Annotated in this window: 24 protein-coding genes, 2 tRNA genes and 1 pseudogene; 20 read left to right on the top strand and 7 right to left on the bottom strand. The window is 67.9% G+C overall.

The features are described from left to right. Together AC3IFE_RS05325 and AC3IFE_RS05320 are read left to right on the top strand one after the other, a co-directional pair. On the top strand, positions 1-816 hold an 816-nt coding region (locus tag AC3IFE_RS05325; protein ID WP_489189806.1), incomplete at its 5' end, for an aldehyde dehydrogenase family protein. Beyond that, positions 817-1,122: pseudogene (locus tag AC3IFE_RS05320) on the top strand (ATP-binding cassette domain-containing protein); the annotation flags it as partial. A gap of 30 nt (positions 1,123-1,152) precedes the next feature. Here AC3IFE_RS05320 and AC3IFE_RS05315 read toward each other — a convergent pair. Further along, on the bottom strand, positions 1,153-1,968 hold the full coding sequence (locus AC3IFE_RS05315; protein WP_489189805.1) for an alpha/beta fold hydrolase: 816 nt from the start codon (positions 1,966-1,968) through the stop codon (positions 1,153-1,155). Positions 1,969-2,050: 82 nt separating this feature from the next. Here AC3IFE_RS05315 and AC3IFE_RS05310 point away from each other — a divergent pair, with 82 nt between their 5' ends. After that, on the top strand, positions 2,051-2,665 hold the full coding sequence (locus AC3IFE_RS05310; protein WP_489189804.1) for a CGNR zinc finger domain-containing protein: 615 nt from the start codon (positions 2,051-2,053) through the stop codon (positions 2,663-2,665). A gap of 36 nt (positions 2,666-2,701) precedes the next feature. On the opposite strand, the gene AC3IFE_RS05305 is transcribed toward AC3IFE_RS05310, so the two are convergent. Beyond that, positions 2,702-3,601: a DUF3592 domain-containing protein gene (locus AC3IFE_RS05305; RefSeq protein ID WP_489189803.1), complete on the bottom strand. Its 900-nt coding sequence runs from the start codon at positions 3,599-3,601 to the stop codon at positions 2,702-2,704. 331 nt (positions 3,602-3,932) lie between these two features. After that, positions 3,933-4,008 (bottom strand) — tRNA-Lys (locus AC3IFE_RS05300). Positions 4,009-4,198: 190 nt separating this feature from the next. Here AC3IFE_RS05300 and AC3IFE_RS05295 point away from each other — a divergent pair. Together AC3IFE_RS05295 and AC3IFE_RS05290 are read left to right on the top strand one after the other, a co-directional pair. Next, positions 4,199-4,603 (top strand): PaaI family thioesterase, encoded by a 405-nt coding sequence (locus AC3IFE_RS05295; protein ID WP_031399646.1) that lies wholly within the window; start codon positions 4,199-4,201, stop codon positions 4,601-4,603. Between the two features lie 8 nt (positions 4,604-4,611). Beyond that, complete coding sequence (locus tag AC3IFE_RS05290; RefSeq protein ID WP_489189802.1) at positions 4,612-5,478, top strand: patatin-like phospholipase family protein; 867 nt, start codon at positions 4,612-4,614, stop codon at positions 5,476-5,478. Positions 5,479-5,528: 50 nt separating this feature from the next. On the opposite strand, the gene AC3IFE_RS05285 is transcribed toward AC3IFE_RS05290, so the two are convergent. Further along, on the bottom strand, positions 5,529-6,542 hold the full coding sequence (locus tag AC3IFE_RS05285; RefSeq protein WP_489189801.1) for a D-2-hydroxyacid dehydrogenase family protein: 1,014 nt from the start codon (positions 6,540-6,542) through the stop codon (positions 5,529-5,531). Between the two features lie 425 nt (positions 6,543-6,967). Here AC3IFE_RS05285 and AC3IFE_RS05280 point away from each other — a divergent pair, with 425 nt between their 5' ends. Next, complete coding sequence (locus AC3IFE_RS05280) at positions 6,968-8,017, top strand: LysR family transcriptional regulator (protein WP_089468754.1); 1,050 nt, start codon at positions 6,968-6,970, stop codon at positions 8,015-8,017. Between the two features lie 123 nt (positions 8,018-8,140). On the opposite strand, the gene AC3IFE_RS05275 is transcribed toward AC3IFE_RS05280, so the two are convergent. From AC3IFE_RS05275 to dprA, 3 genes are all read right to left on the bottom strand, one after another. Next, a complete protein-coding gene (locus tag AC3IFE_RS05275; protein ID WP_089468753.1) occupies positions 8,141-10,738 on the bottom strand; it encodes a DNA topoisomerase III in 2,598 nt (865 codons plus the stop codon). 192 nt (positions 10,739-10,930) lie between these two features. Further along, positions 10,931-11,311 (bottom strand): thioredoxin family protein, encoded by a 381-nt coding sequence (locus AC3IFE_RS05270; RefSeq protein WP_050011119.1) that lies wholly within the window; start codon positions 11,309-11,311, stop codon positions 10,931-10,933. A 36-nt stretch (positions 11,312-11,347) separates the two neighbouring features. Next, entirely contained in the window at positions 11,348-12,661 is a 1,314-nt protein-coding gene (dprA, locus tag AC3IFE_RS05265) for a DNA-processing protein DprA (protein ID WP_489189800.1), read from the bottom strand. Positions 12,662-12,846: 185 nt separating this feature from the next. Here dprA and def point away from each other — a divergent pair, with 185 nt between their 5' ends. From def to AC3IFE_RS05195, 14 genes are all read left to right on the top strand, one after another. Next, complete coding sequence (def, locus tag AC3IFE_RS05260; protein WP_006485794.1) at positions 12,847-13,350, top strand: peptide deformylase; 504 nt, start codon at positions 12,847-12,849, stop codon at positions 13,348-13,350. 34 nt (positions 13,351-13,384) lie between these two features. Beyond that, positions 13,385-14,377 carry a methionyl-tRNA formyltransferase gene (gene fmt / locus AC3IFE_RS05255; protein ID WP_489189799.1) on the top strand — a complete coding sequence of 331 codons (993 nt, stop codon included), beginning with the start codon at positions 13,385-13,387 and terminating at the stop codon, positions 14,375-14,377. Between the two features lie 120 nt (positions 14,378-14,497). After that, positions 14,498-15,139 carry a LysE family translocator gene (locus AC3IFE_RS05250; RefSeq protein WP_089468750.1) on the top strand — a complete coding sequence of 214 codons (642 nt, stop codon included), beginning with the start codon at positions 14,498-14,500 and terminating at the stop codon, positions 15,137-15,139. A gap of 100 nt (positions 15,140-15,239) precedes the next feature. After that, positions 15,240-16,097 (top strand): zinc metalloprotease HtpX, encoded by an 858-nt coding sequence (gene htpX / locus AC3IFE_RS05245; protein ID WP_011546484.1) that lies wholly within the window; start codon positions 15,240-15,242, stop codon positions 16,095-16,097. Between the two features lie 244 nt (positions 16,098-16,341). Continuing rightward, positions 16,342-17,733, top strand: a complete 1,392-nt coding sequence (gene rsmB, locus AC3IFE_RS05240) for a 16S rRNA (cytosine(967)-C(5))-methyltransferase RsmB (protein WP_489189798.1) — start codon at positions 16,342-16,344, stop codon at positions 17,731-17,733. Beyond that, entirely contained in the window at positions 17,730-18,320 is a 591-nt protein-coding gene (locus tag AC3IFE_RS05235; protein ID WP_089468749.1) for a DUF4390 domain-containing protein, read from the top strand. Before rsmB ends, AC3IFE_RS05235 begins: the two co-directional genes overlap by 4 nt. Then, positions 18,310-20,724: a sensor histidine kinase EsaS gene (esaS, locus tag AC3IFE_RS05230; RefSeq protein WP_301740181.1), complete on the top strand. Its 2,415-nt coding sequence runs from the start codon at positions 18,310-18,312 to the stop codon at positions 20,722-20,724. The genes AC3IFE_RS05235 and esaS overlap by 11 nt, the downstream gene beginning before the upstream one ends. Further along, positions 20,725-21,426, top strand: coding sequence for a response regulator transcription factor EsaR (esaR, locus tag AC3IFE_RS05225; RefSeq protein ID WP_489189797.1), 702 nt, complete (start codon positions 20,725-20,727; stop codon positions 21,424-21,426). It abuts the gene before it with no gap. Positions 21,427-21,486: 60 nt separating this feature from the next. Continuing rightward, positions 21,487-21,562 (top strand) — tRNA-Phe (locus AC3IFE_RS05220). A gap of 347 nt (positions 21,563-21,909) precedes the next feature. Then, complete coding sequence (gene queC, locus AC3IFE_RS05215) at positions 21,910-22,644, top strand: 7-cyano-7-deazaguanine synthase QueC (RefSeq protein WP_069618229.1); 735 nt, start codon at positions 21,910-21,912, stop codon at positions 22,642-22,644. 71 nt (positions 22,645-22,715) lie between these two features. Beyond that, a complete protein-coding gene (gene queE / locus AC3IFE_RS05210) occupies positions 22,716-23,348 on the top strand; it encodes a 7-carboxy-7-deazaguanine synthase (RefSeq protein ID WP_050011126.1) in 633 nt (210 codons plus the stop codon). Between the two features lie 18 nt (positions 23,349-23,366). After that, positions 23,367-23,819 carry a 6-carboxytetrahydropterin synthase QueD gene (queD, locus tag AC3IFE_RS05205; protein WP_006482561.1) on the top strand — a complete coding sequence of 151 codons (453 nt, stop codon included), beginning with the start codon at positions 23,367-23,369 and terminating at the stop codon, positions 23,817-23,819. A gap of 328 nt (positions 23,820-24,147) precedes the next feature. Next, the gene (locus tag AC3IFE_RS05200) at positions 24,148-24,933 is read left to right on the top strand and encodes an HpcH/HpaI aldolase family protein (protein WP_489189796.1); all 786 of its coding nucleotides are present in this window, start codon (positions 24,148-24,150) and stop codon (positions 24,931-24,933) included. Beyond that, positions 24,930-25,682: a tetratricopeptide repeat protein gene (locus AC3IFE_RS05195; protein ID WP_089468745.1), complete on the top strand. Its 753-nt coding sequence runs from the start codon at positions 24,930-24,932 to the stop codon at positions 25,680-25,682. The genes AC3IFE_RS05200 and AC3IFE_RS05195 overlap by 4 nt, the downstream gene beginning before the upstream one ends. Positions 25,683-25,694: the final 12 nt, after the last annotated feature.

Genomic DNA, 25,694 nt, shown 5'->3' with positions numbered 1-25,694 from the left:
ATCACCGGCGACCCGAAGGAAATTGCCGACGAGCTGATCACGAACGCGGCGATCGACATGATCACGTTCACCGGCGGCGTGTCGATCGGCAAGTCGATCGCCGCGCGAATGGGCTACCGGCGCGCGGTGCTCGAACTCGGCGGCAACGATCCGATCATCGTGATGGAAGATGCCGATCTCGACGAAGCGAGCACGCTCGCGGTGTCGGGCTCGTACAGGAATTCGGGGCAGCGCTGCACGGCGATCAAGCGGATGCTCGTGCACGAGGCGGTGGCCGATCGCTTCACGGAACTCGTCGTCGAGAAGACGCGCGCGTGGTCGTACGGCAATCCGTCCGATCCGTCGGTCGACATGGGCACGGTGATCGACGAAGCGGCCGCGAAGTTCTGCGAGCGGCAGGTGAACGACGCGATCGCGCGCGGGGCGCGGCTGCTGGTCGGCAACGTGCGCGACGGCGCGCTGTATTCGCCGACCGTCGTCGATCGCGTGACGCCCGACATGCCGCTGGTGAAGCATGAAACCTTCGGCCCGGTGTCGCCGATCATGCGCTTTCGCGACATCGACGAAGCGATCCGGATGTCGAACAGCACCGACTACGCGCTGTCGTCGTCGGTGTGCACGAACCGCTTCGACCACATCACGCGCTTCATCACCGAGCTGGAAGTCGGCAGCGTGAACGTACGCGAGGTGCCCGGCTATCGGCTCGAACTGACGCCGTTCGGCGGCGTGAAGGATTCGGGGCTCGGATACAAGGAAGGCGTGCAGGAAGCGATGAAGAGCTTCACGAATACGAAGACGTATTCGCTGCCGTGGTAAGCGATGTGCAGGACGTTTGCGCCGTCTTCGCAGGTGCGGCTGAGCGACGAGCCGACGTCGGCGCCTGATCCGGCGTTGTCCGTCGAAGTGGTCGAGGTGTTGCGCCAGCTCGCGCGCGAAGGCACGACGATGCTGATGGCCACGCGCGACCTGCGTCTGGCCGCGTCGATCGCGCACGATGCGGGGTTCCTTGCCGACGGCCGCATCGTCGAGGCCGGCGCATCGCGCGACGTGTTCTGCCGACCGCGCGACCCGCGCACCGCGAAGTTCGTCGCGACGCTCGCGCAACGCGTGCCGGGGTTCTGACGCGGCACGCGTTGCGCGATACGGTCATGCTCAGCCGGGCATGTACCCATCGAGCACGGCGGCGACGATCGCTTCCGGCGCATCCTCCTGAACCAGATGGCCCGCGTTCGGGACCCGGATCAACTGGCCGTTCGCGATGCGGTCGGCGAGCGCCTGCCCTTGCTCCAGCGGAATCCACACGTCGTCCTCGCCCCAGACGATGCGTACCGGAAAATCCGGCGGCGCGTAGCGGGCCTCCGCTTCCTCGATGTAGCGCTGGCGCATCTGCGCGATCTGGCGATAGAACGCGGCCTGCCCGGCCGGCGGGAGCCACGGTTCACGGTAGACCGACAGCGCGTCGTCGCTCAACGGTCGCGCGACGGCCTGGCTGATATAAGCCGACAGGAGCGCATGGTGCGCATACGCGGGCAAGCCCGTGAACGCGGCTTCGTGCTGCGCGACGTGGCGCACGAACGGCGAGCCTTGCGGCGCGATCGCGACCGGATTCACGAGCGTGAGATCCGCATACGCGATGCCGTCGAGAAAGTGCGCGCGCAGCACGGTGGCGCCGCCGTAGTCGTGCGCGAGCACGCGCGGCCGCGCGAGTTTCCATTCGTTCAGCAGTGCGCCGAACAGCGCGTTCTGGCGGCCCAGCGATACGTCGGCGTCCGGCATGTCGGACTGCCCGTAGCCGAGCAGGTCGTAGAAATACACGCGGTGGCGCCGCGCGAGCCACGGCGCGATCCGGCGCCATACCTGCGACGAAAACGGCGTGCCGTGCACGAGCACGAGCGGCGGGCCTTCGCCGAGCGTGCCCCATGCAATCCGGTGGCCTTCGAAAGTGAAGCGGTTCGGGAGTTCGAGCATCGGCTTCTCCGTGATAACCTGTTTTGGTTGTTAACAGGTTACGCCGGATTGTCCGGATATGAAACTGAATAGGTGAGAATAAATGGTTACTCGATCCGACCCGGCACGACAAGGGCATGACTGGCGCGCGGCCGATTTCGTCGGCGGCCATCCGGCGCTCGACTTTCTCAACACGGTGGCCGACACGGGCAAGACACGCGATGAAGACAAGCTCGTCGACTGGCCAGCCGTGCGTGCATGGGCCGGGAAGGCGGGGTTGCTGGCGCCGGACGATCTGGCGCGGCTGCTGCGCCATCCTCGGCAGGACGGCTCCGAGGAACTGGCGGCGCTGCACCGCTTTCGCGACGACGCGTACGCGGCGATCGCGTATCTGACGGCCGAAGGCGGCGGCAGCGCGGGCGCGCGCGCGGCGGACCGGCTCGCGGTGGCGATCCGCGACGCGATCGGGCGCAGCGCGTTCGACGCCATCGGCGGCCGCTTCGCGTGGCGGCCCGATGCGCGTGCCGCGTCGCGCTGGATCGATGCGGTCGCGCTCGGCTTCGAGGATCTGATGCGCAGCGACGATTTCGCGCGCGTGCGGCAGTGTGGCCGGTGTACGTGGTTCTTCGTCGATCGCGGCCGCGGTGTCGGGCGGCGCTGGTGCGACATGCGCACGTGCGGAAATCGCGCGAAGGTGGAGGCGTTCAGGGAGCGCTGACGCGCACGTCGTGCCGCGTGCCGCGCCGCGCGTGCGTCATTGAGCGGCTTCGTGCGGACGGTGGTGGTCGGGCCATAACGTCGCGGCGATGAACAACCCCGCTGCAAGGAACGGCGCACCGATCGCGAACAGGATGGCCGTGAGGCCCCAGCGATCCCAGAAGCGGTCGACGAGCGCACGCTCGGGGGTGACGGGATCGTACAGCACGTTGACCGCATCGCCTTCGTGCAGGCCCGGGTGCGACGACGCCGGGCCCTGGGCGAACGTGATCAGCTGCCCGCTGTCGGTGGTGAACGCGACGACGGCCGAATATAGCGTCGTGCGTGACCGCCCGTTTTTCGCGCTCTCGACCACGTGGCCGGTCGAGCGCGCATAGTGGTGGACGATCTGCCACTGATGCAGGCCGGCCGCGCCGGCGCCGGCGAGGAAGCCCGTGCCGATCGCGATCGGAATCAGCACGATCGCGACATCCCAGCGGCGTCGTGCCCGCTTGCGTGCGGCGCGCGGCGGCGCCGGGTCCGATTGCCGGCGACGACGCTCGCCGGCAATCAGCAGGCCGCCGATCGCGAACGACGCGACGGCGAGCAGCGCCGGCACGGCCACCGGAAACCAGCGTTGCGTGAAATCGTCGATCAGCGCGGGGCGCTCGGGGTGGTCGGGGTCGAGCAGGACGTCGACGTTCTCGCCGATGTCGTAGGCGGGGACCGTCGACGCGGTATTGCCGGCGACTTCGCGGCGCTGGCCGTCGTTCGCGAGGTACGCGACGATCGGCCGATATGCGCGCATCGCATCGCTGTCCTGGACGATGCGCACGACCGTGCCCGGCGCGCGGACCAGGTGGCCGGGTTCCCGGCTGGCGGTGATGGCCAGTACGCCGGCCAGCACGAACAGGACGACACCGATCGTCAGCGCGACCAGCGCGTCCTTACCCGGCATGACGCGATCCGGTTCGTGCATCGCACGGATTCGGGTGTGCCCGGGTGCGCGGCCCATCGCGACGGACGGACCGATATTGGCGCAACCATGCCCTCTGAATGGTCGCGCGTCGTTCACATGCTTCCATGTCTGACGTCCCATGCTCTCTCAGTGCCGGCGGGCCAACGACGATGCGTGGCGCCGGTCGTGTGATATTTGTCGGACGATTCTAGCGGAAACGATGCGCAACGGGCGTGCGCTCGCGTACCGGCGCGGAAGATATGCGTCGCGAGTGGGGCCGCCAAAACGGAAAAAGGCCGGTCAGCTTTCGCTGACCGGCCTTTGGAATTCCTGGTGGGGCGTGAGTGACTCGAACACTCGACCTACGGATTAAGAGTCCGCTGCTCTACCAACTGAGCTAACGCCCCCAACAGAAGAAAGATTATGCCGGGGTTTTCAGGGCATGGCAAGCCCTTTCTGCGAATTTCCCGAAAATATTTCGTCGAGGCAACGACGGCTGTCGGCGCGGTAACGAGCGGTCGCAGTTCGCGCGCTCCCGGTATGATGACGCCACACGCGTTGCGCGGCGGTCGCGCAACGCTTTCTGGACACTCGAAGATGGACGAAAACGCAGTCCGCGAATTGCTGGATCGCCTGCTGGCCCCGTGGGTCCGCTCGCTGGGTCTGGTCCCCGTGTCGATCGGCGACGACAGCGTCACGCTGCGCCTGCCGTTTTCCGGCGAGTTCCGTCATTCGGGCGGCGTGATCTGCGGCCAGGTGTTCACGGCGGCGGCCGACACCGCGATGGTGGTCGCGATTTCGGCCGCGCTCGGCGAATTCCGCCCGATGACGACCGTGTCGCTGAACACGAACTTCATGCGTCCCGTGCGCAAGGGCGACGTGCTGGTCACCGCGCGCGTGCTGCGGATGGGCCGCAATCTCGTGTTCGGCGAAGTCGAGCTGTTCGACGAGGACGGCAAGATGGCCGTCCACGCGACGTCGACCTACGCGCTCGTCGGCTGAGCGGCGCGATGTTCGACCAGATCGTCTTTGCGGGCGGCGGCAATCGCTGCTGGTGGCAGGCCGGCTTCTGGGACGTCGCGCAGCCGGCCCTCGGCCTGCGCCCGCGCGTGATCACCGGCATCTCGGCCGGCGCGGCCACCGCCTGCATGCTGTATACGCGCGATGCCGCGTGGGTGATGCGCTATTACGAAGAGGCGCTGCGCCACAACCGGAAGAACGCGTACTGGGGCAACCTGTTCGGGCGGGAGCCCGTATTTCCGCATTACCGGATCTACCGCCAGGCGCTGCTCGACATCTACGGCGAGCCGTTCGCGAAGCTCGCCGCGGCGCCGGAGATCCGCATCGGCGTGTCGCACGTGCCGCGCTGGCTCGGCGCGCGCAGCGCGGTCGCGGCCGGCCTCGTCGCATACAACATCGAAAAGTACGTGCGCAAGACGCTGCACCCGACGCTCGGGCGCACGCTCGGCTTTCGGCCGGAATTCGTGCGCGCGCAGGCCTGCGCACACGTCGACGAACTCGCCGACCTGATCCTGCAGTCGTCCTGCACGCCGCCGTTCACGCCGGTGCTGCGGCGCGGCGGCCGGCCGGTGCTCGACGGCGGGATGGTCGACAACGTGCCGGTCGATGCGCTCGATCCGTCGCCGGGCGACGTGCTGGTGCTCGTCACCCGGCTGTATCCGCGTCCGCGGATGTTCACGGTCGCGCATGGCGACCAGCGGCGGCTGTATGTGCAGCCGTCGAGCAAGGTGCCGATTTCGAGCTGGGATTACACGAGCCCGTCGCAGATGCGGCATGCGTACGATCTCGGGCGGCGCGACGGCGAGCACTTCCTCACGCGCGTCGGCGCGATGACGGGCGGCCGCGTGGCCGCCTGACGATCACTCGGGAGAGCCACGGGCCGCGCGACGCGCGCAGCCCGTGGCGATCAGCGCTTGCGGATCGGCGTCAGCGCTTCCGGGTTGGCGACGCTCGACATGTCGCCGTCGTCGAACGCGAGAATGTTGCGGAATGCGGCACTGAAATACAGCTCGTAGCTTTCGCGTTCGACGTAGCCGATGTGCGGCGTGCAGATCACGTTTTCCATCCGCAGCAGGCTGTAGCCCTGCAGGATCGGCTCGCTTTCGAACACGTCGATCGCGACCATTCCCGGACGGTTGTGCGACAGCGCGTTGACGAGTGCGTTTTCCTCGAGCAGCTCGGCGCGGCTCGTATTGACGAGCAGCGACGTCGGCTTCATCCGCATCAGGTCTTCCTGCTTCACGATCCCGTGCGTGTCGTCGTGCAGGCGCAGGTGCAGCGACAGCACGTCGCTCTGCTCGAACAGCGCCTCGCGGCTCCCGGCGGCCGTATAGCCGTCGGCGCGCGCGGCTTCGAGCGAATGCTCGCGGCCCCAGATCAGCACGTTCATCCCGAACGCCTTGCCGTAACCGGCGACGAGCCGGCCGATCTTGCCGTAGCCCCAGATGCCGAGCGTCTGGCCGCGCAGCACCTGGCCGAGGCCGAAGTTCGGCGGCAGCGCCGACGTCTTCAGGCCCGACTGCTGCCAAGCACCCTGTTTCAGGTTCGCGACGTATTGCGGAATGCGGCGCTGGGCGGCCATCACGAGCGCCCAGGTCAGCTCGGCCGGCGCGACCGGCGAACCGGTGCCTTCGAGCACCGCGATGCCGCGGTCGGTACACGCGTCGAGATCGATGTGGCTCGACACGCGGCCGGTCTGGCTGATCATGCGCAGATTCGGCAGCTTGGCGAGCAACTGCGACGTAATCGGGGTTCGTTCACGAATCAGCACGAGCGCCTCGACTTCCGCCAGACGGCTGGCGAGCTGTCCGAGGCCGCGCACCGTATTGTTGAAGACCTTTACGTCGTGGCCGGCGAGCATCTCGAAGCAGTTCAGCTTGCGGACGGCGTCCTGGTAGTCGTCGAGGATGGCAATTTTCATGGTGAACGGGGTGTCGCGCGTTGAAAGCGGCAGGGCGGCGGCGCAGCTTGCGCGCCCGTCTCGCCCGGCCGGGGCCGACATGATGCAACGTCGGCCGCCTTCATGGTGTCTTTTTAACAGGTTGTTACGCTCCGCCGCAATCGGCTTCCGCCGCCCCGGGCGCCGCTCCCGCGCCGTGCAAAGGGGTGCGCTGTTGTGTCGCATCGAACACGTCCTTCCTGATTCGGCCGCTTACTCGACGAGGTTCACCCAATTGTTGCTTCAAGCAGAATAATTGGATCAAGTATCCGCAGAAGGCGAGGATTTTTGACTATTTTTATCGTCAACCGGCCCCTTGTTGAGCAACTCTGCATCATTTCCGCTGTCGTAGGAGAATTACGCATTTGCATCATCTTTTTGAAGTTGTAACAGCGGCAGGAGTCGTTATGGATCATTTGCAGTCGATGCGCGTGTTCGTCAAGGTTGCAGATCTCGGCAGTTTCGCGCGGGCCGCGAGCGCAATGGATATCTCCAACGCGGTCGCGACGCGCCACGTCGCCGATCTGGAAGGCCGGCTCGGCACGCGTTTGCTTAACCGCACCACGCGCAGCCTCTCCCTGACGGAGTCGGGTCAGGTCTATCTGGAGCGTGCCCGCCAGATCCTCGACGAGCTCGAGGACGTCGAGCAGATGGTCGTCGCCCGCAATCACGAGCCGGTCGGCACGCTGCGCATCGTCGCGCCGGTCGTGTTCGGCCTGCACAACCTCGCCCCCGTGCTGCAGTCGTACACGGAGAATTTCCCGAAGGTGGTGCCCGATCTCACGCTGGTCGACCGGCAGGTCGATCTCGTCGAGGAAGGCTTCGACGTCGGCATCGTGGTCACGCGCCAGATGCGTAGCGCGAGCATCGTCACGCGGCGCCTGACCACCGGTTGCATGACCGTGTGCGCGACGCCCAGCTATCTGGAGAAGCACGGCGTGCCGATTCATCCGGAACAGCTCGCCGAGCACCCGGCCCTGAGCCTGCCGACCGAATACTGGGGCGACGAGCGTGTGTTCACCGGGCCGGACGGCGAAGTGCGCGTGCGCCCGACCAACGTGATCGTCGCGAACAACACCGCGATGCTGCGCCAGTTCGCGCTGCTCGGGATGGGCGTCGCGATCCTGCCGAGCTACCTGATCGGCAGCGACATCGCGCGCGGCGCGCTCGTGCGGCTGCTGCCGGATTTTCGGCTGCCGCAGGTCGAGATCAACATCGCCTACCCGAGCCGGCGCCATCTGCCGGCGAAGGTGCGCACGTTCATCGACCACCTCGTCGAGCATTTCAGCCACTCCACCGACGCGACGATGGGCGAACAATGGGCCGCGCAGAGCGCGACGGTGCCGCCGATCGGCGTCGAGATGCGTGCCGAGCAGCCCGAATCGACCGATCCGAACCTGCAGCCGCGGATGGCGCGCTCGCCGCGCGCGCGCGTGGCGGTGCCGTCGCCGCTGTAACGGCTCGGCGCCCGGTAGCGCTACGCCGGCGCAAATAAAAAACGCGGATCGATCGATCCGCGTTTTTTTATGGCTGCGTGCCGGCGCCGGGCGCGCCCGAAGCGGCGCCCGGCGGCCGGGCCGTCACGAACCCGTCTTGCGCGCCGTCGTCTTGCGGGCGGCGGTCTTGCGTGCCGGCGCCGGTTTCTCTTCGACGCCTTCGGTCACGGTTTCGGCATCCTTCGTCGCCGATTTGGCCGTCTTCTTCGCCGCGGCCGCCTTCGGTTCCTTCTTCTCGAACTCGAAGCCGATCTTGCCGTCCGGCTGCTTCACGAGGAACGCCTTGAAGTTGCGGCCGGTACGCGACGACTTGAAGCCCGGCAGCAGATCCGTGCGGCCGTCGGCCAGCAGCTTGCCCATCTGCTCGCGCGTGATTTCCTGCTGCAGGATCACCTTGCCCGAGCGGAAGTCGCAGGTCTTCGGGTTAGCGACCGAGTGCTCGCACACGTAGCTCATCCCGTGCTCGAACACGCGGCCCTTGCATTTCGGGCACGCGCCGACCGGTTCCTGCGCGGAGAAGTCGGGCGCTTCGCCTTCCTCGCCGCCCTGGTCCTGGCCGAAATCGAACTCGAGCTTGTAGTTCTTCGTCTCGTCGTCGAAGGACAGCTTGAGGATCGCCGAGAACGGGCGGCCCATCTTGCTGCGGAACCCGGACAGCGGCCCGATTTCCTTCTTCTGCAGCAGCTCCTCGACTTCCGGGATCTCGAACTGCCGGCTGCCCGGGATCTTCGAGATCGAGAAGTCGCACTTCGTGCACGCGAAGCGGCGGTAGTTTTCCTTCACCTGGCCGCCGCAATTCGGGCACGGCGTCTGAAGGGTCGCGTAGTCGCCGGGGATCGTGTCGGAATCGTATTCCTTCGCGCGCTTGACGATCTGCTGCGTCATGCGGGCGATTTCCTGCATGAACGCGTCGCGGCCGAGATTGCCGCGCTCCATCTGCGACAGCTTGTATTCCCATTCGCCGGTGAGCTCGGGCGCGGTGAGTTCCTTCACGCCGAGGCCGCGCAGCAGCGTCATCAGCTGGAACGCCTTCGCGGTGGGGATCAGTTCGCGGCCCTCGCGCAGCAGGTACTTCTCGCCGAGCAGACCTTCGATGATCGCCGCCCGGGTGGCCGGCGTGCCGAGGCCCTTCGCGGCCATCGCCTCGCGCAGCTCGTCGTCCTCGACCAGCTTGCCGGCGCCTTCCATCGCGGACAGCAGCGTCGCTTCCGAGTAGCGTGCGGGCGGCTTGGTCACGAGCGCGACGGCGGCGATTTCGTCCGTCTTCACCTTCTCGTCCTTCTGCACCGGCACGAGGTTCGCGTCCGCGCCTTCGGCATCGCGGCCGTACACCTGCAGCCAGCCCGGTTCGACGAGCACCTTGCCTTCGGTCTTGAAGTGATGGCCGGCGACTTCGGTGATGCGCGTCGTCACGCGGAATTCGGCTGCCGGGAAGAACACCGCGAGGAAGCGCTTCACGACCATGTCGTACAGCTTCTGCTCCGGCTCGGACAGCGATTTCGGCGCCTGCAGCGTCGGGATGATGGCAAAGTGGTCGCTGATCTTCGAGTTGTCGAAGATCCGCTTGTTCGGCTTCACCCAGCCCTTGTCGAGCACCTGCTTCGCGTGCGGCAGATAGTTGTTGCTTTCCTTGAGCATCTCCAGCGTGGACTGGACCGTGGACAGGTAGTCTTCCGGCAGCGCGCGCGCGTCGGTACGCGGGTAGGTCAGCACCTTGTGCTTTTCATACAGCGCCTGCGCGAGGCCGAGCGTGTTCTTCGCCGAGAAGCCGAAGCGGCTGTTCGCCTCGCGCTGCAGGCTCGTCAGGTCGAACAGCAGCGGCGACAGTTGGGTCGACGGCTTCGATTCCTCGGACACCGTGCCGACCTGGTCGCGGCAGGCGGCAACGATCGTTTCGGCGGCCGGCAGGCTCCACAGACGGGAGTCGCGCTTTTCCGGATCGAATTCGTCGCGCTTGAATTTCGGGTCGTACCACTTGCCTTCGTAGAAGCCGCCCGCGCACGCGAATTCGGCCTTCACTTCCCAGTAGTCGCGCGGGACGAAGCGGCGGATTTTCTCTTCCCGTTCGACGACGATCGACAACGTTGGCGTCTGAACGCGGCCGACGGTGGTCAGGAAAAAGCCACCGCCCTTGCTGTTGAACGCGGTCATCGCACGCGTGCCGTTGATCCCGACGAGCCAGTCGGCTTCCGAGCGGCAGCGCGCGGCGTCGGCGAGCGGCTGCATGTCCGAGTCGCTGCGCAGGTTCGCGAAACCGTCGCGGATCGCCTGCGGCGTCATCGATTGCAGCCACAGGCGCTGGACCGGCTGCTTCGCCTTCGCGTGCTGCGCGATCAGGCGGAAAATCAGCTCGCCTTCGCGCCCCGCGTCGCATGCGTTGATCAGGCGGTCGACGTCCTTGCGCTTCATCAGCTTCGTGAGCACCTTGAGGCGCGACTCGCTTTTTGCGATCGGGTTCAGGTCGAAATGCGGGGGAATGACGGGCAGATGCGCGAAGCTCCATTTCCCGCGCTTGACCTCGTACTCCTCCGGGGCGGCGATTTCCAGCAGGTGGCCGACAGCGGACGAAAGGACGAAATCGTCGCTCTCGTAATACTCGTCATGCTTGGTAAAGCCGCCCAAAGCGCGTGCGATGTCGTTCGCGACAGAAGGCTTTTCCGCAATGATCAGTGCTTTGGACATGACAGGTGTGTGTTGGTAGACCGGGTTCGCCGGTGTGGGTCCCTTTTACGACCGCTTTATAGCACACGCCGCAGCGACGGCGGCTCAGCGTGTAAAAAGCGGCTCATCATAGAGGGGGGCCGCAACGGCGGCAAGCGCCGGGCGCGGTGGGGCGCGCAAACCTGCGCCAAACCGCCGCGCCGGCCCGCGGATTCAGGCTTCGACGTTCAGGACGTCGCGCAATTTCGGTGCGTGCGGCGCACCGGGCACCGCGCTCAGGTCGGACAGCATGCGCTCGACGATCGCCGCGTGCGGCAGCACCGTGCCGAAGAAGCGCGCGGTGTGGGCATCCTCGATCAGGATGGTCGGGAAGTTCTCGACGTCGAGATCGTCGAGCCGGTCGGCATGGGTTTCGATGTCGATCCACGCGAAGCAGGCGTCCGGATGCGCATCGGCGAGCTGGTCGAAGGCGGTCCGGTAGTCGCGGCACGTGCCGCACCAGTCGGCGCACAGGCACGCGACCAGCAACGTGCCGGGATCGGCGAGGCGCTCGGCGATCCGATCTGCGTCGGTGTCGAGATTCAGCGCGGGCATGGCATTCCTTGGGTTGCGTCGGCGGCCGGGCCGCCCCTATGCCGGGGAATGTAGCACGCCCCGCGCGGACGGGGTGGGCGCCGGGTCAAGCCGCGTGAAGCGTCCGCCGGCGACGCTCGCGACGCGGCCGGCCAGTTCCAGCGCGAGCAGCGCACCGTGCAGCACGTCGTCGGACAGGCCGCTGTGCTCGGCGAGCCATTCGTACGTCACGGGGCCGTATCCCAGCGCGGCGAGCACGACCTGTTCCGACGGGTTGCCCGGTGGCGGGGCTTCGATGCGGGGCGGCGCGGCGGATGCGGCGGCGCGATCCGGTTGCGCGACGCCGTCAGCTTCGGGCTCGCGAATTTCGCCCCCGTTCGGGCCCGGGTTGCCGGCCCGCGCCGCGCCGACCGTCGCGCGCGCGGCCGGCTCGCCGAGCCCGTATTCCTCGAGCACGTCGAGCGGCGCCGCGGTGAGCTTTGCGCCGTCGCGGATCAGCGCGTGGCAGCCCTGCGCGAGCGGGGCGTGGATCGAACCGGGCATCGCGAACACATCGCGCCCCAGTTCGTTCGCGAGCCGCGCGGTGATCAGCGAGCCCGAGCGCGGGGCGGCCTCGACGACGAGCACGCCGATCGCGAGCGCGGCGATCAGCCGGTTGCGCTGCGGGAAATGCGCGGCGCGGGCCGGCGTGCCGAGCGGCCATTCCGACACGATCGCGCCGTGCGCGGCGATCTCGTGGGCGAGCGCGCGGTGCCGCGCCGGATAGACGAGATCGGCGCCCGTCGCGATCACCGCGACGGTGCCCGAGCGGCCGTCGAGCCCGCCACGATGCGCGGCGCCGTCGATCCCGAGCGCCAGGCCCGAGACGATCGTGAGGCCCGCGTCGGACAACGCGTGGGCGAAATGCGTGGCGTCGGCGAGCCCCTGCGGCGTCGCATGGCGGCTGCCGACGATGGCGAGGCCGCGTGCGTGCAGCAGGTCGAGCCGCCCCTTTACATATAGCAGCGGCGGCGGATCGTGCAGGTCGCGCAGCCGCGGCGGGTAGGCCGGGTCGCTCAGCGTGACGAGCACGTTGCCCGGGCCGTCGAGCCATGCGAGCGCGGCGCGCGTGCGCGTATCGAGATCGGCGCGCTCGCTCGTGCGCACGGCCTGCGCGGCGGCGGGGCTGCTCACGGCGGCGATGGCTTCGTCGGACGCGCACAGTAACGCCTCCGGCGAGCCGAATACCTCGAGCAGCACCTGCAGCACGGCGGGCGGGAGACCGGGCGCATGCGCGAGCTGCAGCCAGGCGCGCAGCGCGGCGGGCGTCAGCGCTTGCGGGGACATGAGGCTGTCCTCCAATGCGGCAGCCAGCGGAGCGCGTGGCGCCATGATAAAATTTTCATCATCCGAAATACTCGACAGGGCCGTGCGCGCAGGCGCCCGGCCGATTGCAGGAGGCGCGATCCGCGGCATTGATATGCCACGCATCCGCCTCATCTTCATTGCATCCCGGCGGCGGCGCCAGCCGGCCGGATGGCCGATGCGGCGCGCCGCTCCACCGAATACCGAACACCATGGCTTTGCTCAATATTCTTCATTACCCCGACAAGCGGCTGCACAAGGTCGCGAAGCCCGTCGACAAGGTCGACGACCGGATCCGCAAGCTCGTCGCCGACATGGCCGAGACCATGTACGCGGCGCCCGGCATCGGCCTGGCGGCCACGCAGGTCGACGTGCACGAGCGCGTGATCGTGATCGACGTCTCCGAGGAGAAGAACGAGCTGCGCGCGTTCATCAACCCGGAAATCGTGTGGTCGAGCGACGCGAAGCAGACCTATGAAGAAGGCTGCCTGTCGGTGCCCGGCATTTACGACGAAGTCGAGCGCCCCGACCACGTGCGCGTGCGCGCGCTCAACGAGCAGGGCGAGACGTTCGAGCTCGACTGCGAAGGGCTGCTCGCGGTGTGCGTGCAGCACGAGATGGATCACCTGATGGGCCGCGTGTTCGTCGAATACCTGTCGCCGCTCAAGCAGACGCGTATCAAGACGAAGATGAAGAAACTCGAACGCGCGATGTGATGCGCGTGCGCCCAGCCCGACCCCGAACGCTGTCATGACCCATACGTTGCGCGTGATTTTTGCCGGCACGCCGGAATTCGCCGCGGCTGCCCTTGCCGCGATCCACGAGGCCGGTTTCCCGGTGCCGCTCGTGCTCACCCAGCCCGATCGCCCGGCCGGGCGCGGGATGAAACTCCAGGCGAGCGCCGTGAAGCGCTACGCCGTCGAGCACGGGATGACCGTCGCGCAGCCGCCGTCGCTGCGCCGCGCGGGCAAGTACCCGGCGGAGGCGGCCGACGCGATCGAGCTGCTGCGCACGACGCCGCACGACGTGATGGTGGTGGCCGCGTACGGCCTGCTGCTGCCGCAGGAAGTGCTCGACATCCCGCGCGCCGGCTGCATCAACATCCATGCGTCGCTGCTGCCGCGCTGGCGCGGCGCCGCGCCGATCCATCGTGCGATCGAGGCCGGCGACCCCGAGACGGGCGTCACGCTGATGCAGATGGATGCCGGCCTCGACACCGGCGCGATGATCGAGGAGGCGCGCCTCGCGATCGCGCCCGACGATACGACCGCGACGCTGCACGATCGCCTCGCCGCCGACGGCGCGCGGCTGATCGTCGACGCGCTCGTGCGGCTCGAGCGCGACGGCACGCTGCCGGCGACGCCCCAGCCGGCCGACGGCGTGACCTACGCGGAAAAGATCGGCAAGCACGAAGCGGCGCTCGACTGGCGCAAGCCGGCCGACGTGCTCGCGCGCCAGGTGCGTGCGTTCGATCCGTTCCCGGGCGGCGTCGCGACGCTCGATGGCGCGGCCATCAAGCTGTGGGCGGCGGAGCCCGTGGCGGCGCGCGGCCCGAGTGCCGACGCGGCGCCCGGCACGATCGTCGAAGCCGCGCCGGAAGGCGTGGTGGTCGCGTGCGGCAGCGGTGCGCTGCGCGTGACCCAGTTGCAGAAGCCGGGCGGCAAGCGGCTGCCCGCTCGGGAATTTCTCGCCGGTTCGCCGCTCGTCGCCGGCCAGCGTTTCGCGCTGCCAGACGCCGACTGACAGGACCTGAGCGCCATTCGACCCGATCCGCCGGCCCGGCGCAACTAGCCGGACGGCCGAGTCGCGTGGGGCGGCAGGCGCGCGTAGAATTTCCCTGCGCTCTCCGGTTTCGAGGTTTTCATGTTCGGCATCACCCATTTCGGCTTCTTCGTGTTCGCGGTTTTCCTGCTGAACATCACGCCTGGTCCCGATACGGCCTACATCGTCGGCCGCAGCGTCGCGCAGGGGCGCGGCGCGGGGCTGATGTCGGCGTTCGGCATTTCGGCCGGCTGCTGCGTGCACGCGCTCGCCTGCGCGTTCGGCCTGACCGCGCTGCTGGCCGCGTCGGCAACCGCGTTCACGGTGATCAAGCTGGTCGGCGCCGCGTACCTGATCTATCTCGGCGTGCGGATGATCGTCGCGAAGCAGGCCGCCGCGCCATCGGGCGCCGAAGCCGCGCGGGTAGCGGCCGCCAAGCCGCTGCGCCAGTTGTTCATGCAGGGTTTCTGGACCAACGTGCTGAATCCGAAGGTCGTGCTGTTCTTCGTGTCGTTCTTTCCGCAGTTCGTGTCGGCCGACAGTCCGCACAAGGCCTGGGCGTTTCTGACCCTCGGGGCGGTGTTCGTCGCGATGAGCACGGTCTGGACGAGCGGGGTCGCGTGGGTGGCGGGCAGCGTCACGCAGCGCTTTTCCGGCAAGCCGGGCGTCAGGAAGTGGCTCGACCGCACGGTCGGCAGCGCTTTCGTCGGCCTCGGCCTTCGTCTTGCAGCTTCGCAACGCTGAGATTGAATTTTTCCGGCAAGACCTTATCTAACAAATCGCTTACAATTTTCCGCCGTGCGCTGTGATGCGCGGCGGGTCCCCTGACGGATAAGGAGTGGGTATGTTCAATTGGGTCAAAACGGCGATGCTGATGGCCGCGATCACGGCCCTGTTCATCGTGATCGGCGGGATGATCGGCGGCTCGCGCGGCATGACGATCGCGCTGCTGTTCGCGCTCGGCATGAATTTCTTCTCGTACTGGTTCTCGGACAAGATGGTGCTGCGCATGTACAACGCGCAGGAAGTCGACGAGAACACGGCGCCGCAGTTCTACCGGATGGTGCGCGAGCTGGCCACGCGCGCGAACCTGCCGATGCCGCGCGTCTATCTGATCAACGAGGACGCACCGAACGCGTTCGCGACGGGCCGCAACCCCGAGCACGCGGCGGTCGCCGCGACGACGGGCATCCTGCGCGTGCTGTCGGAGCGCGAGATGCGCGGCGTGATGGCGCACGAGCTCGCGCACGTGAAGCACCGCGACATCCTGATCTCGACGATCACCGCGACGATGGCGGGCGCGATCTCGGCGCTCGCCAACTTCGCGATGTTCTTTGGCGGGCGCGACGAGAACGGGCGGCCGGCCAACCCGATCGCGGGGATCGCGGTCGCGCTGCTCGCGCCGATCGCCGGCGCCTTGATCCAGATGGCGATTTCACGGGCGCGCGAGTTCGAGGCCGACCGCGGCGGCGCGCAGATTTCCGGCGATCCGCAGTCGCTCGCCACCGCGCTCGACAAGATCCACCGCTATGCGGCGGGCATCCCGTTCCAGGCGGCCGAGGCGCATCCGGCCACCGCGCAGATGATGATCATGAACCCGCTGCACGGCGGCGGTCTGCAGAACCTGTTCTCGACACACCCGGCCACCGAGGAGCGCATCGCGCGCCTGATGGAGATGGCGCGCACCGGCCGCTTCGAGTGACCCGTCGGCGGACCCGTGCGGCAACGGCCGCGCGGGGTCGCCCCGCCACCCCGCATGCTTCGCGCTGCGGGGTGTTTCATTTGTGCGCGCCGTAAACGGGCCAAAGGGGCGGCATGGCCGCGCGCTACAATGCGCGGTTTGGGATCGCGGGCCGTCTGGCGGTTGCGATTCCGCCGTTTGCCGCATGTGTTTGCCGCACCGATTGCCGCACCGATTGCCGCGCCTGTTTGCCGATTCCGCACCGATGACACGACCTCGTTCTTTCGCTCCCACTACTTCCGGCCGCCCGGCGCGCCTGGCTGCGCTGCACCTGGCGCCCGATTCGCTCGGCTTCGCGCTCGACGCTGCCGCGCAGGCGGTCGATGCGGTGCGACGCGGCACCGCGTTGCCGGCGGCGCTGTCGGCGGTGTTCGCGCAGATGCCGTCCGGTGCGCAGGCGCTCGCGCGCGGCGCGACGCAGGATGTCGCCTACCGGACGATGCGCCGCCTCGGCAGCGCGGACTGGCTGATCGGCAAGTTCGTCAGCAAGGCGCCGCCCGCGCACGTGCACGCGGTGCTCGCCGGCGCGTTCGCGCTGCTGCTCGATCCGGCGGACGAGGCCGCGTACCCGGCGTTCACGGTGGTCGACCAGGCCGTCACCGTCATCGGGGCGCGGCGCGAATTCGCGTTCGCGAAAGGAATGGTCAACGCGGTGCTGCGCCGGTTCCTGCGCGAGCGCGACGCGCTCGTCGCGGCGATGCAGGACGACCCGGTCGCCCGCTGGAACTACCGCGCATGGTGGGTCGATGCGGTGAAGCGCGCATGGCCCGACGCGTGGCAGGCGATCCTCGCGGCCGGCGAGCATCAGGGGCCGCTGACGCTGCGCGTGAATGCGCGCCGCGCGAGTGTCGATGGGTATCTCGACACGCTGCGCGCGAACGGAATCGACGCGACCGCGATCGGCCGGCACGCGGTGCGGCTCGCGTCGGCGCTGCCGGTGGATCGCATTCCGGGATTCGCCGACGGCGTGGTGTCGGTGCAGGACGCGGGCGCGCAGCTCGCGGCCGAATGGCTCGGCGCGCGCGACGGCATGCGCGTGCTCGACGCGTGCGCGGCGCCCGGCGGCAAGACGGGCCATATTCTCGAACTCGCCGATGCGGAGGTCGTGGCGCTCGAAAGCGACGCGACGCGCGCCGCGCGGATCGGCGAGAACCTCGTGCGCCTGTCGCTCGCCGCGAACGTGTGCGTCGGCGACGCCGGCGCGCCGGAAGCGTGGTACGACGGGCGTCCGTTCGATCGCATCCTGGCCGACGTGCCGTGCTCGGCGTCCGGCATCGTGCGGCGCCACCCCGACATCCGCTGGCTGCGCCGCGAGGCCGACATTCCGGCGCTGGTCGCGGAGCAGCGGCGCATCCTGTCGGCGCTGTGGCCGCTCGTGAAACCGGGCGGCGAACTGCTTTACGTGACCTGCTCGATCTTCCCCGAGGAAGGCGAAGGGCAGGCCCGCTGGTTTGAAGCGGCCTGTGAAGATGCGGTACGATTGGACGCCCCCGGCCAACTGCTGCCGGGCGGCGTGCAGGGACGGGCGGCCGCCGGCGCACTCGACCAGAACACCGATCACGACGGATTTTTCTACGCGCGGTTTCAGAAACGGTGACGATCAAACACCTTTTTCCCTTTCGGCTCGCGGCCGTCTTGCTGGTCGCGTTGACGCTGTGTCTGGCCGTCGTCCGGCCGGCGCATGCCGAATCGATCGCCGTGCAGCGCGCATCGCTCCAGTCCGACGGAAGCGGCTGGAGCCTCGACGCACGGTTCGACTTCGAGCTGAATCCGAACCTCGAGGATGCCGTCAACAAGGGCATCCCGCTTTACTTCACGACCGACTTCGAGCTGAGCCGCGCGCGCTGGTACTGGTTCGACGAGCAGCCGGTGTCGGTCACGCAGACGATCCGCCTGTCGTTCCAGCCGCTCACGCGCGAGTACCGCGTGTCGACGGGCGGCCTGCAGCTCGGCTTCCCGTCGCTGAAGGATGCGCTCGCGGTGGTCCGGCACATCACGTCGTGGCACGTGATCGACCGCAACCAGGTGCGCGTCGGCGAAACCTACACGGCGTCGGTGCGGATGCAGCTCGACACGGCGCTGATGCCGAAGCCGTTCCAGGTCGATGCCGTGAACAACCGCGACTGGACGCTCGGGTCGGACTGGAAGCGCTTCAACTTCACGGTGACCGAACGTGCTAAATAAAGTGCGCCGCGCGGCCAGCGGGAAGAGCCTCCTCATTCGCGTGATCGTGTCGACGGTCGCGCTGACCGCGCTGCTGCTGCTCGTGCTGCTCGCGGCCGCGAGCGCGAACACCGAATTCTTCGACCGCTACTACTCGTGGCTGTACGCGACGAACATCGTCGTCGCGCTCGTGTTCCTGCTCGTGGTGCTCGGGCTGATCGGGATGATCGTCGCGCGCCTGCGGAAGGGCAAGTTCGGCACGCGGCTGCTCGCGAAGCTCGCGGTGTTCTTCGCGCTCGTCGGCGTGGTGCCGGGCGGGATCATCTACATCGTGTCGTACCAGTTCGTGTCGCGCAGTATCGAGTCGTGGTTCGACGTGAACGTCGAGACGGCGCTGACGGCCGGCCTGAACCTCGGCCGCGGGATGCTCGATGCATCGCTGTCCGATCTGCAGACGAAGGCGCGGCTGATGTCCGACCAGCTCGCGAGCGTCGATGCGAACACGAACGGCACGACGCTCACGCTGCTGCGGCTGCGCGACCAGTTCGGCGTGCAGGACGCGACGATCGTCGAGCCGAGCCGCGGCGGCTCGGGCGCGGCGCCCGACCTGCACATCGTCGCGCAGGCGTCGGGCAATTTCGCGGCGCTGATTCCGGACGACCTGCCGACACCGCTGATGCTGAGCCAGGCGCGCGAACACGGCGCGTACGCGGCGATCGAGGGCGAGGTCGACGGCGACCCGCGCGCGCACGGCGCGAAGGGCGCGCTGCGGCTGCGCGTCGTGCGGCCGATTCCCGATGCGACCACGTCGCTGCTGCAGCCGGCGGAGCGGTTCCTGCAGCTCACGCAGCCGGTGCCGCCCGGGCTCGCGCACAACGCGGACGCCGTGCAGCGTGCGTATCGCGAATACCAGGAAAAGTCGCTCGGCCGCACGGGCCTGCGCAAGATGTACATCGGCACGCTGACGCTCGCGCTGTTCCTCGCGACCTTCATCGCGATGATGCTCGCGCTCGCGCTCGGCCAGCAGCTCGCGCGGCCGCTGTTCCTGCTCGCGCAGGGCACGAAGGAGATCACGGAAGGCGACTACACGCCGAAGCGCGAGATCAAGACGCGCGACGAGCTCGGCTTCCTCACGCAGTCGTTCAACGCGATGACGCGCCAGTTGTCCGAGGCGCGGCTCGCGGTCGAGAAGAACCGCATCGCGCTCGAGCATTCGAAGACGTATCTCGAGAGCATCCTCGCGAACCTGACGGCCGGCGTGTTCGTGCTCGATCGCCAGTTCCGGCTGACGACGGCCAATCGCGGCGCCGAGCGAATCTTCCGGCAGCCGTTCAATTCGCTGATCGGCACGACGCTCGACCGGATCGGCGTGGCCGCCGGGTTCGGCGCGATGGTGCGCAAGGCGTTCGCCGATCGCGAGGCGGCGTCCGACGGCGGCAGCGGCGATCGCGGCCACTGGCAGCAGCAGTTCGCGATCGAGGTGCCGGGCGAAACCGATCCGCTGACGCTGCTCGTGCGCGGCACGCGGCTCGTGTCGACGGTCGAGGGGCAGGCCGACGACCCGCAGACGTCCGGCTACGTCGTCGTGTTCGACGACATCTCCGACGTGATTTCCGCGCAGCGTTCGGTCGCGTGGGGCGAGGTCGCGCGGCGGCTCGCGCACGAGATCAAGAATCCGCTGACGCCGATCCAGCTGTCGGCCGAGCGGCTGCAGATGAAGCTGTCCGACAAGCTCGCGCCGCCCGACGCGGACGTGCTCAAGCGCGGTGCGACGATGATCGTGAACCAGGTGGCCGCGATGAAGCGGATGGTCGACGATTTCCGCGAATACGCGCGCACGCCGCCGGCGGTGCTCGCGAACCTGCAGTTGAACGAACTGGCGAGCGAGGTGCTCGGGCTGTACGGCGTCGGCGAAGGCAAGAGCCCGATCGTCGCCGAACTCGCGCCGTCGCTGCCGGTGATTCGCGGCGACGCGACGCAATTGCGCCAGGTGATTCACAACCTGCTGCAGAATGCGCAGGATTCGGTTGCGGAGTCCGCGCATCCGCGTGTGTTGATCGAAACCAAGACAGTAGAATATGGCGACCCCGACGCCGAGGGCAAAACGCGCGTCGCGGTGCGTCTGACGGTGTCCGACAACGGGCCCGGTTTTCCGGCACGCATCCTGACCCGCGCGTTCGAGCCTTACGTGACGACGAAGGCGAAGGGCACGGGGCTCGGGCTGGCCACGGTCAAGAAAATCGTTGACGAGCACGGCGCGCGGATCGATCTGCGCAATCGCATGCACGGCGAGACCGTCGAGGGTGCGCAGGTGTCGATCCTGTTCCTGCAGATGGCGAGCGATACGCCAGGCGCCGTACCGGGTGCGCAGGACGGGGCGACTCCCGCCAAGACAAAAGCAAGTGAGCAGACAAAGGCAGCGTAAATGGCAACCATCCTGGTGGTAGATGATGAAATGGGCATCCGGGAATTGCTCTCGGAGATCCTCAGCGATGAAGGACATGTCGTCGAGGCGGCGGAGAACGCGCAGGCTGCGCGGGAATACCGGCTGAATCAGGCGCCCGATCTCGTGCTGCTCGATATCTGGATGCCCGATACCGACGGCGTCACGCTGCTCAAGGAATGGGCGGCGCAGGGGCTGCTGACGATGCCCGTGATCATGATGTCCGGGCACGCGACGATCGATACGGCCGTCGAGGCGACCAAGATCGGCGCGCTCGATTTTCTCGAGAAACCGATCGCGCTGCAGAAGCTGCTGAAGTCGGTCGAGCACGGGCTTGCGCGCGGCGCGGCGCCGGTGTCCGCGAACGCGGCGGCGAAGGCGGGTGGCGGGCAGGCCGCGGGGCCGGCGGCGGTGGCGTCCGCGGCGGCGCTGCCGACGCTCGGCGACGACATGGCGTCGGCGCTCGGCGTCGCGGGCCAGACGGCCGCGATCCCGTTCGACATCCCGTTGCGCGAGGCGCGCGATGCGTTCGAGCGCGCGTACTTCGAATATCACCTCGCGCGCGAGAACGGCAGCATGACGCGCGTCGCGGAGAAGACGGGCCTCGAGCGCACGCACCTGTATCGCAAGCTCAAGCAGCTCGGCGTCGAGCTCGGCAAGAAGCCGTCGGAAGGCGCGCTGTAAAATATTTCGCGAAAGCACTTGCTCAGGGGCGGATAGCTCGATATACTTTCATTCTTCGTTGGCCCGGTAGCTCAGTTGGTAGAGCAGCGGATTGAAAATCCGCGTGTCGATGGTTCGATTCCGTCCCAGGCCACCAGCATTTAAAACCCCAAGAATCGGAAGGTTCTTGGGGTTTTTCGTTTGTGGTGGATATCGCGGGTCGTGGGCGGCAGGCCCGGCAGCATTCGTCGGGGCATGATAAAATCCGTGCCCGCTCAATGACTTAGCGCATCGCTTCATGCGCATGGCAGGCTGCCCGCGGCTCGCCTGCCGTGGCGCGCGGCAACGATGCCGCGATGAGCGGTATAAGCGCGCCGCCGCATTCGCGGCCCACCGCGCTGCCTATACTGGTCGGGCCGGCGCAGGCCGGCCGCGTCGGCCGCCCGGCGGCAGCCGGCCTCGGGCGCAGTGCGACGCGAGCCTATACATTCACGGAGTATCACGGTGATTCGGACAGACGCTAAAGACGGCGCGCTCGTGTTGTTTTCCGGCGGGCAGGATTCCGCCACGTGCGTGGCATGGGCCCTCGAACGCTACCAGACGGTCGAGACGCTCGGCTTCGATTACGGCCAGCGTCATCGCGTCGAACTCGAGTGCCGGGAAGGCGTGCGCGAAGCGCTGAAGCACAAGTTTCCGGCGTGGTCGGATCGGCTCGGCGACGATCACATGATCGACTTGTCGGTGCTCGGCGCGATCAGCGATACCGCGATGACGCGCACGATCGAGATCGAGACGACGGCCAACGGCCTGCCGAACACGTTCGTGCCGGGCCGCAACCTGATGTTCATGACGATCGCCGCGGCGATCGCCTATCGCCGCGGGCTGCGCGTGCTGGTCGGCGGGATGTGCGAAACCGATTTTTCGGGCTATCCGGACTGCCGCGACGACACGATGAAGGCGCTGCAGGTCGCGCTGAATCTCGGGATGGATACGCGCATGGTGCTCGAGACGCCGCTGATGTGGCTCGACAAGGCGCAGACCTGGCAGCTCGCCGAACAGCTCGGCGGCGACGCGCTCGTCGAACTGATCCGCGTCGAGACGCACACGTGCTACGTGGGCGAGCGCGCGGAGCTGCACGACTGGGGCTTCGGCTGCGGCGAATGCCCGGCCTGCAAGCTGCGCAAGCGCGGCTACGAGGCCTACCTGAAGGGCGAGCGGGTGACCGAAGCGCCGCTGTAACGCGGCTGCGCGGGCAGCGCTTGACAACGGATTCTGATCGACAACGAGCGGCGCGAGCCGGACGAAGCACGATGACTTACGCGGTCAAGGAAATTTTCTACACGTTGCAGGGCGAGGGCGCGAATGCGGGCCGGCCGGCCGTGTTCTGCCGGTTCGCCGGCTGCAACCTGTGGTCGGGCCGCGAAGAGGATCGTGCGGAGGCCGTGTGCCGCTTCTGCGATACGGATTTCGTCGGTACCGACGGCGAGAACGGCGGCAAGTTCAAGGACGCCGCCGCGCTCGTCGCGACGATCGCCGGCCTGTGGCCGGACGGCGAAGCGCACCGCTTCGTCGTCTGCACGGGCGGCGAGCCGATGCTGCAGCTCGATCAGCCGCTCGTCGACGCGCTGCATGCGGCCGGCTTCGAGATCGCGATCGAGACCAACGGTTCGCTGCCGGTGCTCGACACGATCGACTGGATCTGCGTGAGCCCGAAGGCCGATGCGCCGCTCGTCGTCACGAAGGGCAACGAACTGAAAGTCGTCGTGCCGCAGGACAACCAGCGGCTGGCCGATTACGCGAAGCTCGATTTCGAGTATTTTCTCGTGCAGCCGATGGACGGCCCGTCGCGCGACCTCAACACGAAGCTCGCGATCGACTGGTGCAAGCGTCATCCGCAGTGGCGGCTGTCGATGCAGACCCACAAATATCTGAACATTCCCTGAGCCACGGCTTTTGACATCGTGCTGATTACCCGAAAACTCGAATTCGACGCGGGCCACCGCATTCCCGATCACCGCAGCCAGTGCAGGAACCTGCACGGCCATCGCTACGTGCTCGAAATCACGCTGCGCGGCGATCTCGTCGATACCGAGGGCGCGCCCGACCGCGGCATGGTGATGGATTTCGCCGACGTGAAGGCGCTCGCGATGGAGCACCTCGTCAGCAAGTGGGACCACGCGTTCCTGGTCTATGCGCGCGACGAGGTCGTGCGCTCGTTCCTCGAGCAGATGGCCGACCACAAGACCGTCGTGATCGACCGGATCCCGACCGTCGAGAATCTCGCGGCGATCGCGTTCGACCTCCTCGCGAACGTGTACGACGCGCATTACGGCGTGAATCTGCGCCTCGAGCGCGTGCGTCTGTACGAAACGCCGAACTGCTGGGCCGACGTCGAGCGCCAGCCCGGCCGCTGAGCCTGCCTACCCCGGCAGCCCCGCCGTCCGGCGCGGACTGCCCGTCGCCGCGCCTGGCGGTCGCCCCTTCCGTCCCGCGCCGGGACGGCTTCCCCCGTCTGTTCCCGCATCGAGCACCCGCCGCGCTATGATCGTCGTGCGGCACCGAAAAACGCTCGCATGAGTCATCGCGCGGCCCGCGCTGTCAGATCGGCGGCCCCGGCCCGACTCACGTTCTCCGGCGCGCGATCTGCCGCCGCCGCCATGCTTCGATTGCGTGGCGGTGCGCGTTTCGCTTCGCCTGTTGCTTGTCCCGTTCGATTGCCGTTCCGTTCCGGAGGCCGTATCGATGAGCACCTTCACCAATTCCCTCAAACACCGCCTGCGCGACGGTGACGAGCCGCTGTACGGCCTGTGGCTGTCGCTCGGCAGCGATTCGGCCGCGGAAGCGCTCGCGCATGCCGGTTACGACTGGCTCTGCATCGACATGGAGCATGCGCCGAACGACAGTCGCGACGTGGCGTCGCAACTGCGCGCGATCGCCGCGGCGCACCTGCCGAGCGAGCCGGTCGTGCGCGTGCCGGCGCGCGAGCCGTGGCTGGTGAAGCGCGCGCTCGACGCCGGCGCGCGCACGCTGATGTTCCCGTGTATCGAGACGCCCGACGACGCCGCGCACGCGGTGCGGCTCACGCGCTTCCCGTCGCCGGAATCGCCCGACGGGCTGCGCGGCGTGGCGGGCATGGTGCGCGCGGCGGCGTTCGGCATGCGCCGCGACTACCTGCAGACGGCGAATGCGCAAGTCGCGGTGATCGTGCAGGTCGAATCGGCGCGCGGCATCGACGAGGTCGAGCGGATTGCGGCGACGCCCGGCGTCGATTGCCTGTTCGTCGGCCCGGCCGATCTCGCGGCGAGCCTCGGGCATCTCGGCGATATCCGCCACCCGGACGTCGAAACCGCGATGGCGCGCGTGCTCGCGGCCGGCAGGCACGCGGGCGTCGCGGTCGGCATCTTCGCAGGCGATACGGCGGCCGCGCGCCAGTATCGCGACGCCGGTTACCGGATGATCACGGTGTCGGCCGACGTGAGCTGGCTGTTGCGGGCGACGCGGCAGGCGTTGCAGGAGGTACGGTCATGAACGACGCAGATGCAGTGTGCCGCAGGCGCGCGCGGATCGCGGTGATGGTCGGCCTGTGGGCCGTGTGTGTGGCCGCCGCCGCGCAGGGCGCGCCGCAAGTGAAGCCCGACCCGTCGCACGAGACGCAATCGGCGGTCGCCGACTACAACGCCGGCGACTATCGCGCGGCGCTCGTGCAATTCCACGATGCGGCCGAGCGCGGCGATCGCCTCGCGCAGTTCAACTACGCGATGATGCTGCTGACGGGCGAAGGCGTGACGGCGAACGTCGACGAAGGGGTGCGCTGGCTGAAGCGCGCGGCGGAAGCGAACATGTCGCACGCGCAGTACGTGTACGGCCGGATGTTCGACGACGGCGAGTTCGTCGCGCGCAATCCGGCTGAAGCGCATCGCTGGTTCCTGCGGGCCGCGAAACAGGGACACGTGCAGGCCGCGCTGTCGCTCGCGAACCAGTTCCTCGACGGGCGCGGCACGCCGCGCGACAACCGGCAGGCGTTCGTATGGTACAAGCAGGCCGCCGACGCGGGCGAGCCCACCGCGCAGTACGTGACCGCGTCGTTCTACGAGCGCGGCGGCGACGGCGTCGCGCAGAACCTGAACATCGCGCGCGCGTATTACGCGGCGGCGGCCGCGCAAGGCGACGAAACGGCCGGGCTGAAATTCAAGGAGCTGAGCGCGCGGCTGAAGGCGCCGATGCCGGCCTCGGGCGCCGGTGCGGAGCCAGGCAAGCCGCACGCGCCGCCGCAGTAAGCGACCCTCGCC

Source organism: Burkholderia sp. APQ4-4ca (genome assembly GCF_057837105.1).
This window is presented reverse-complemented; position numbering and strand designations above follow the sequence as displayed.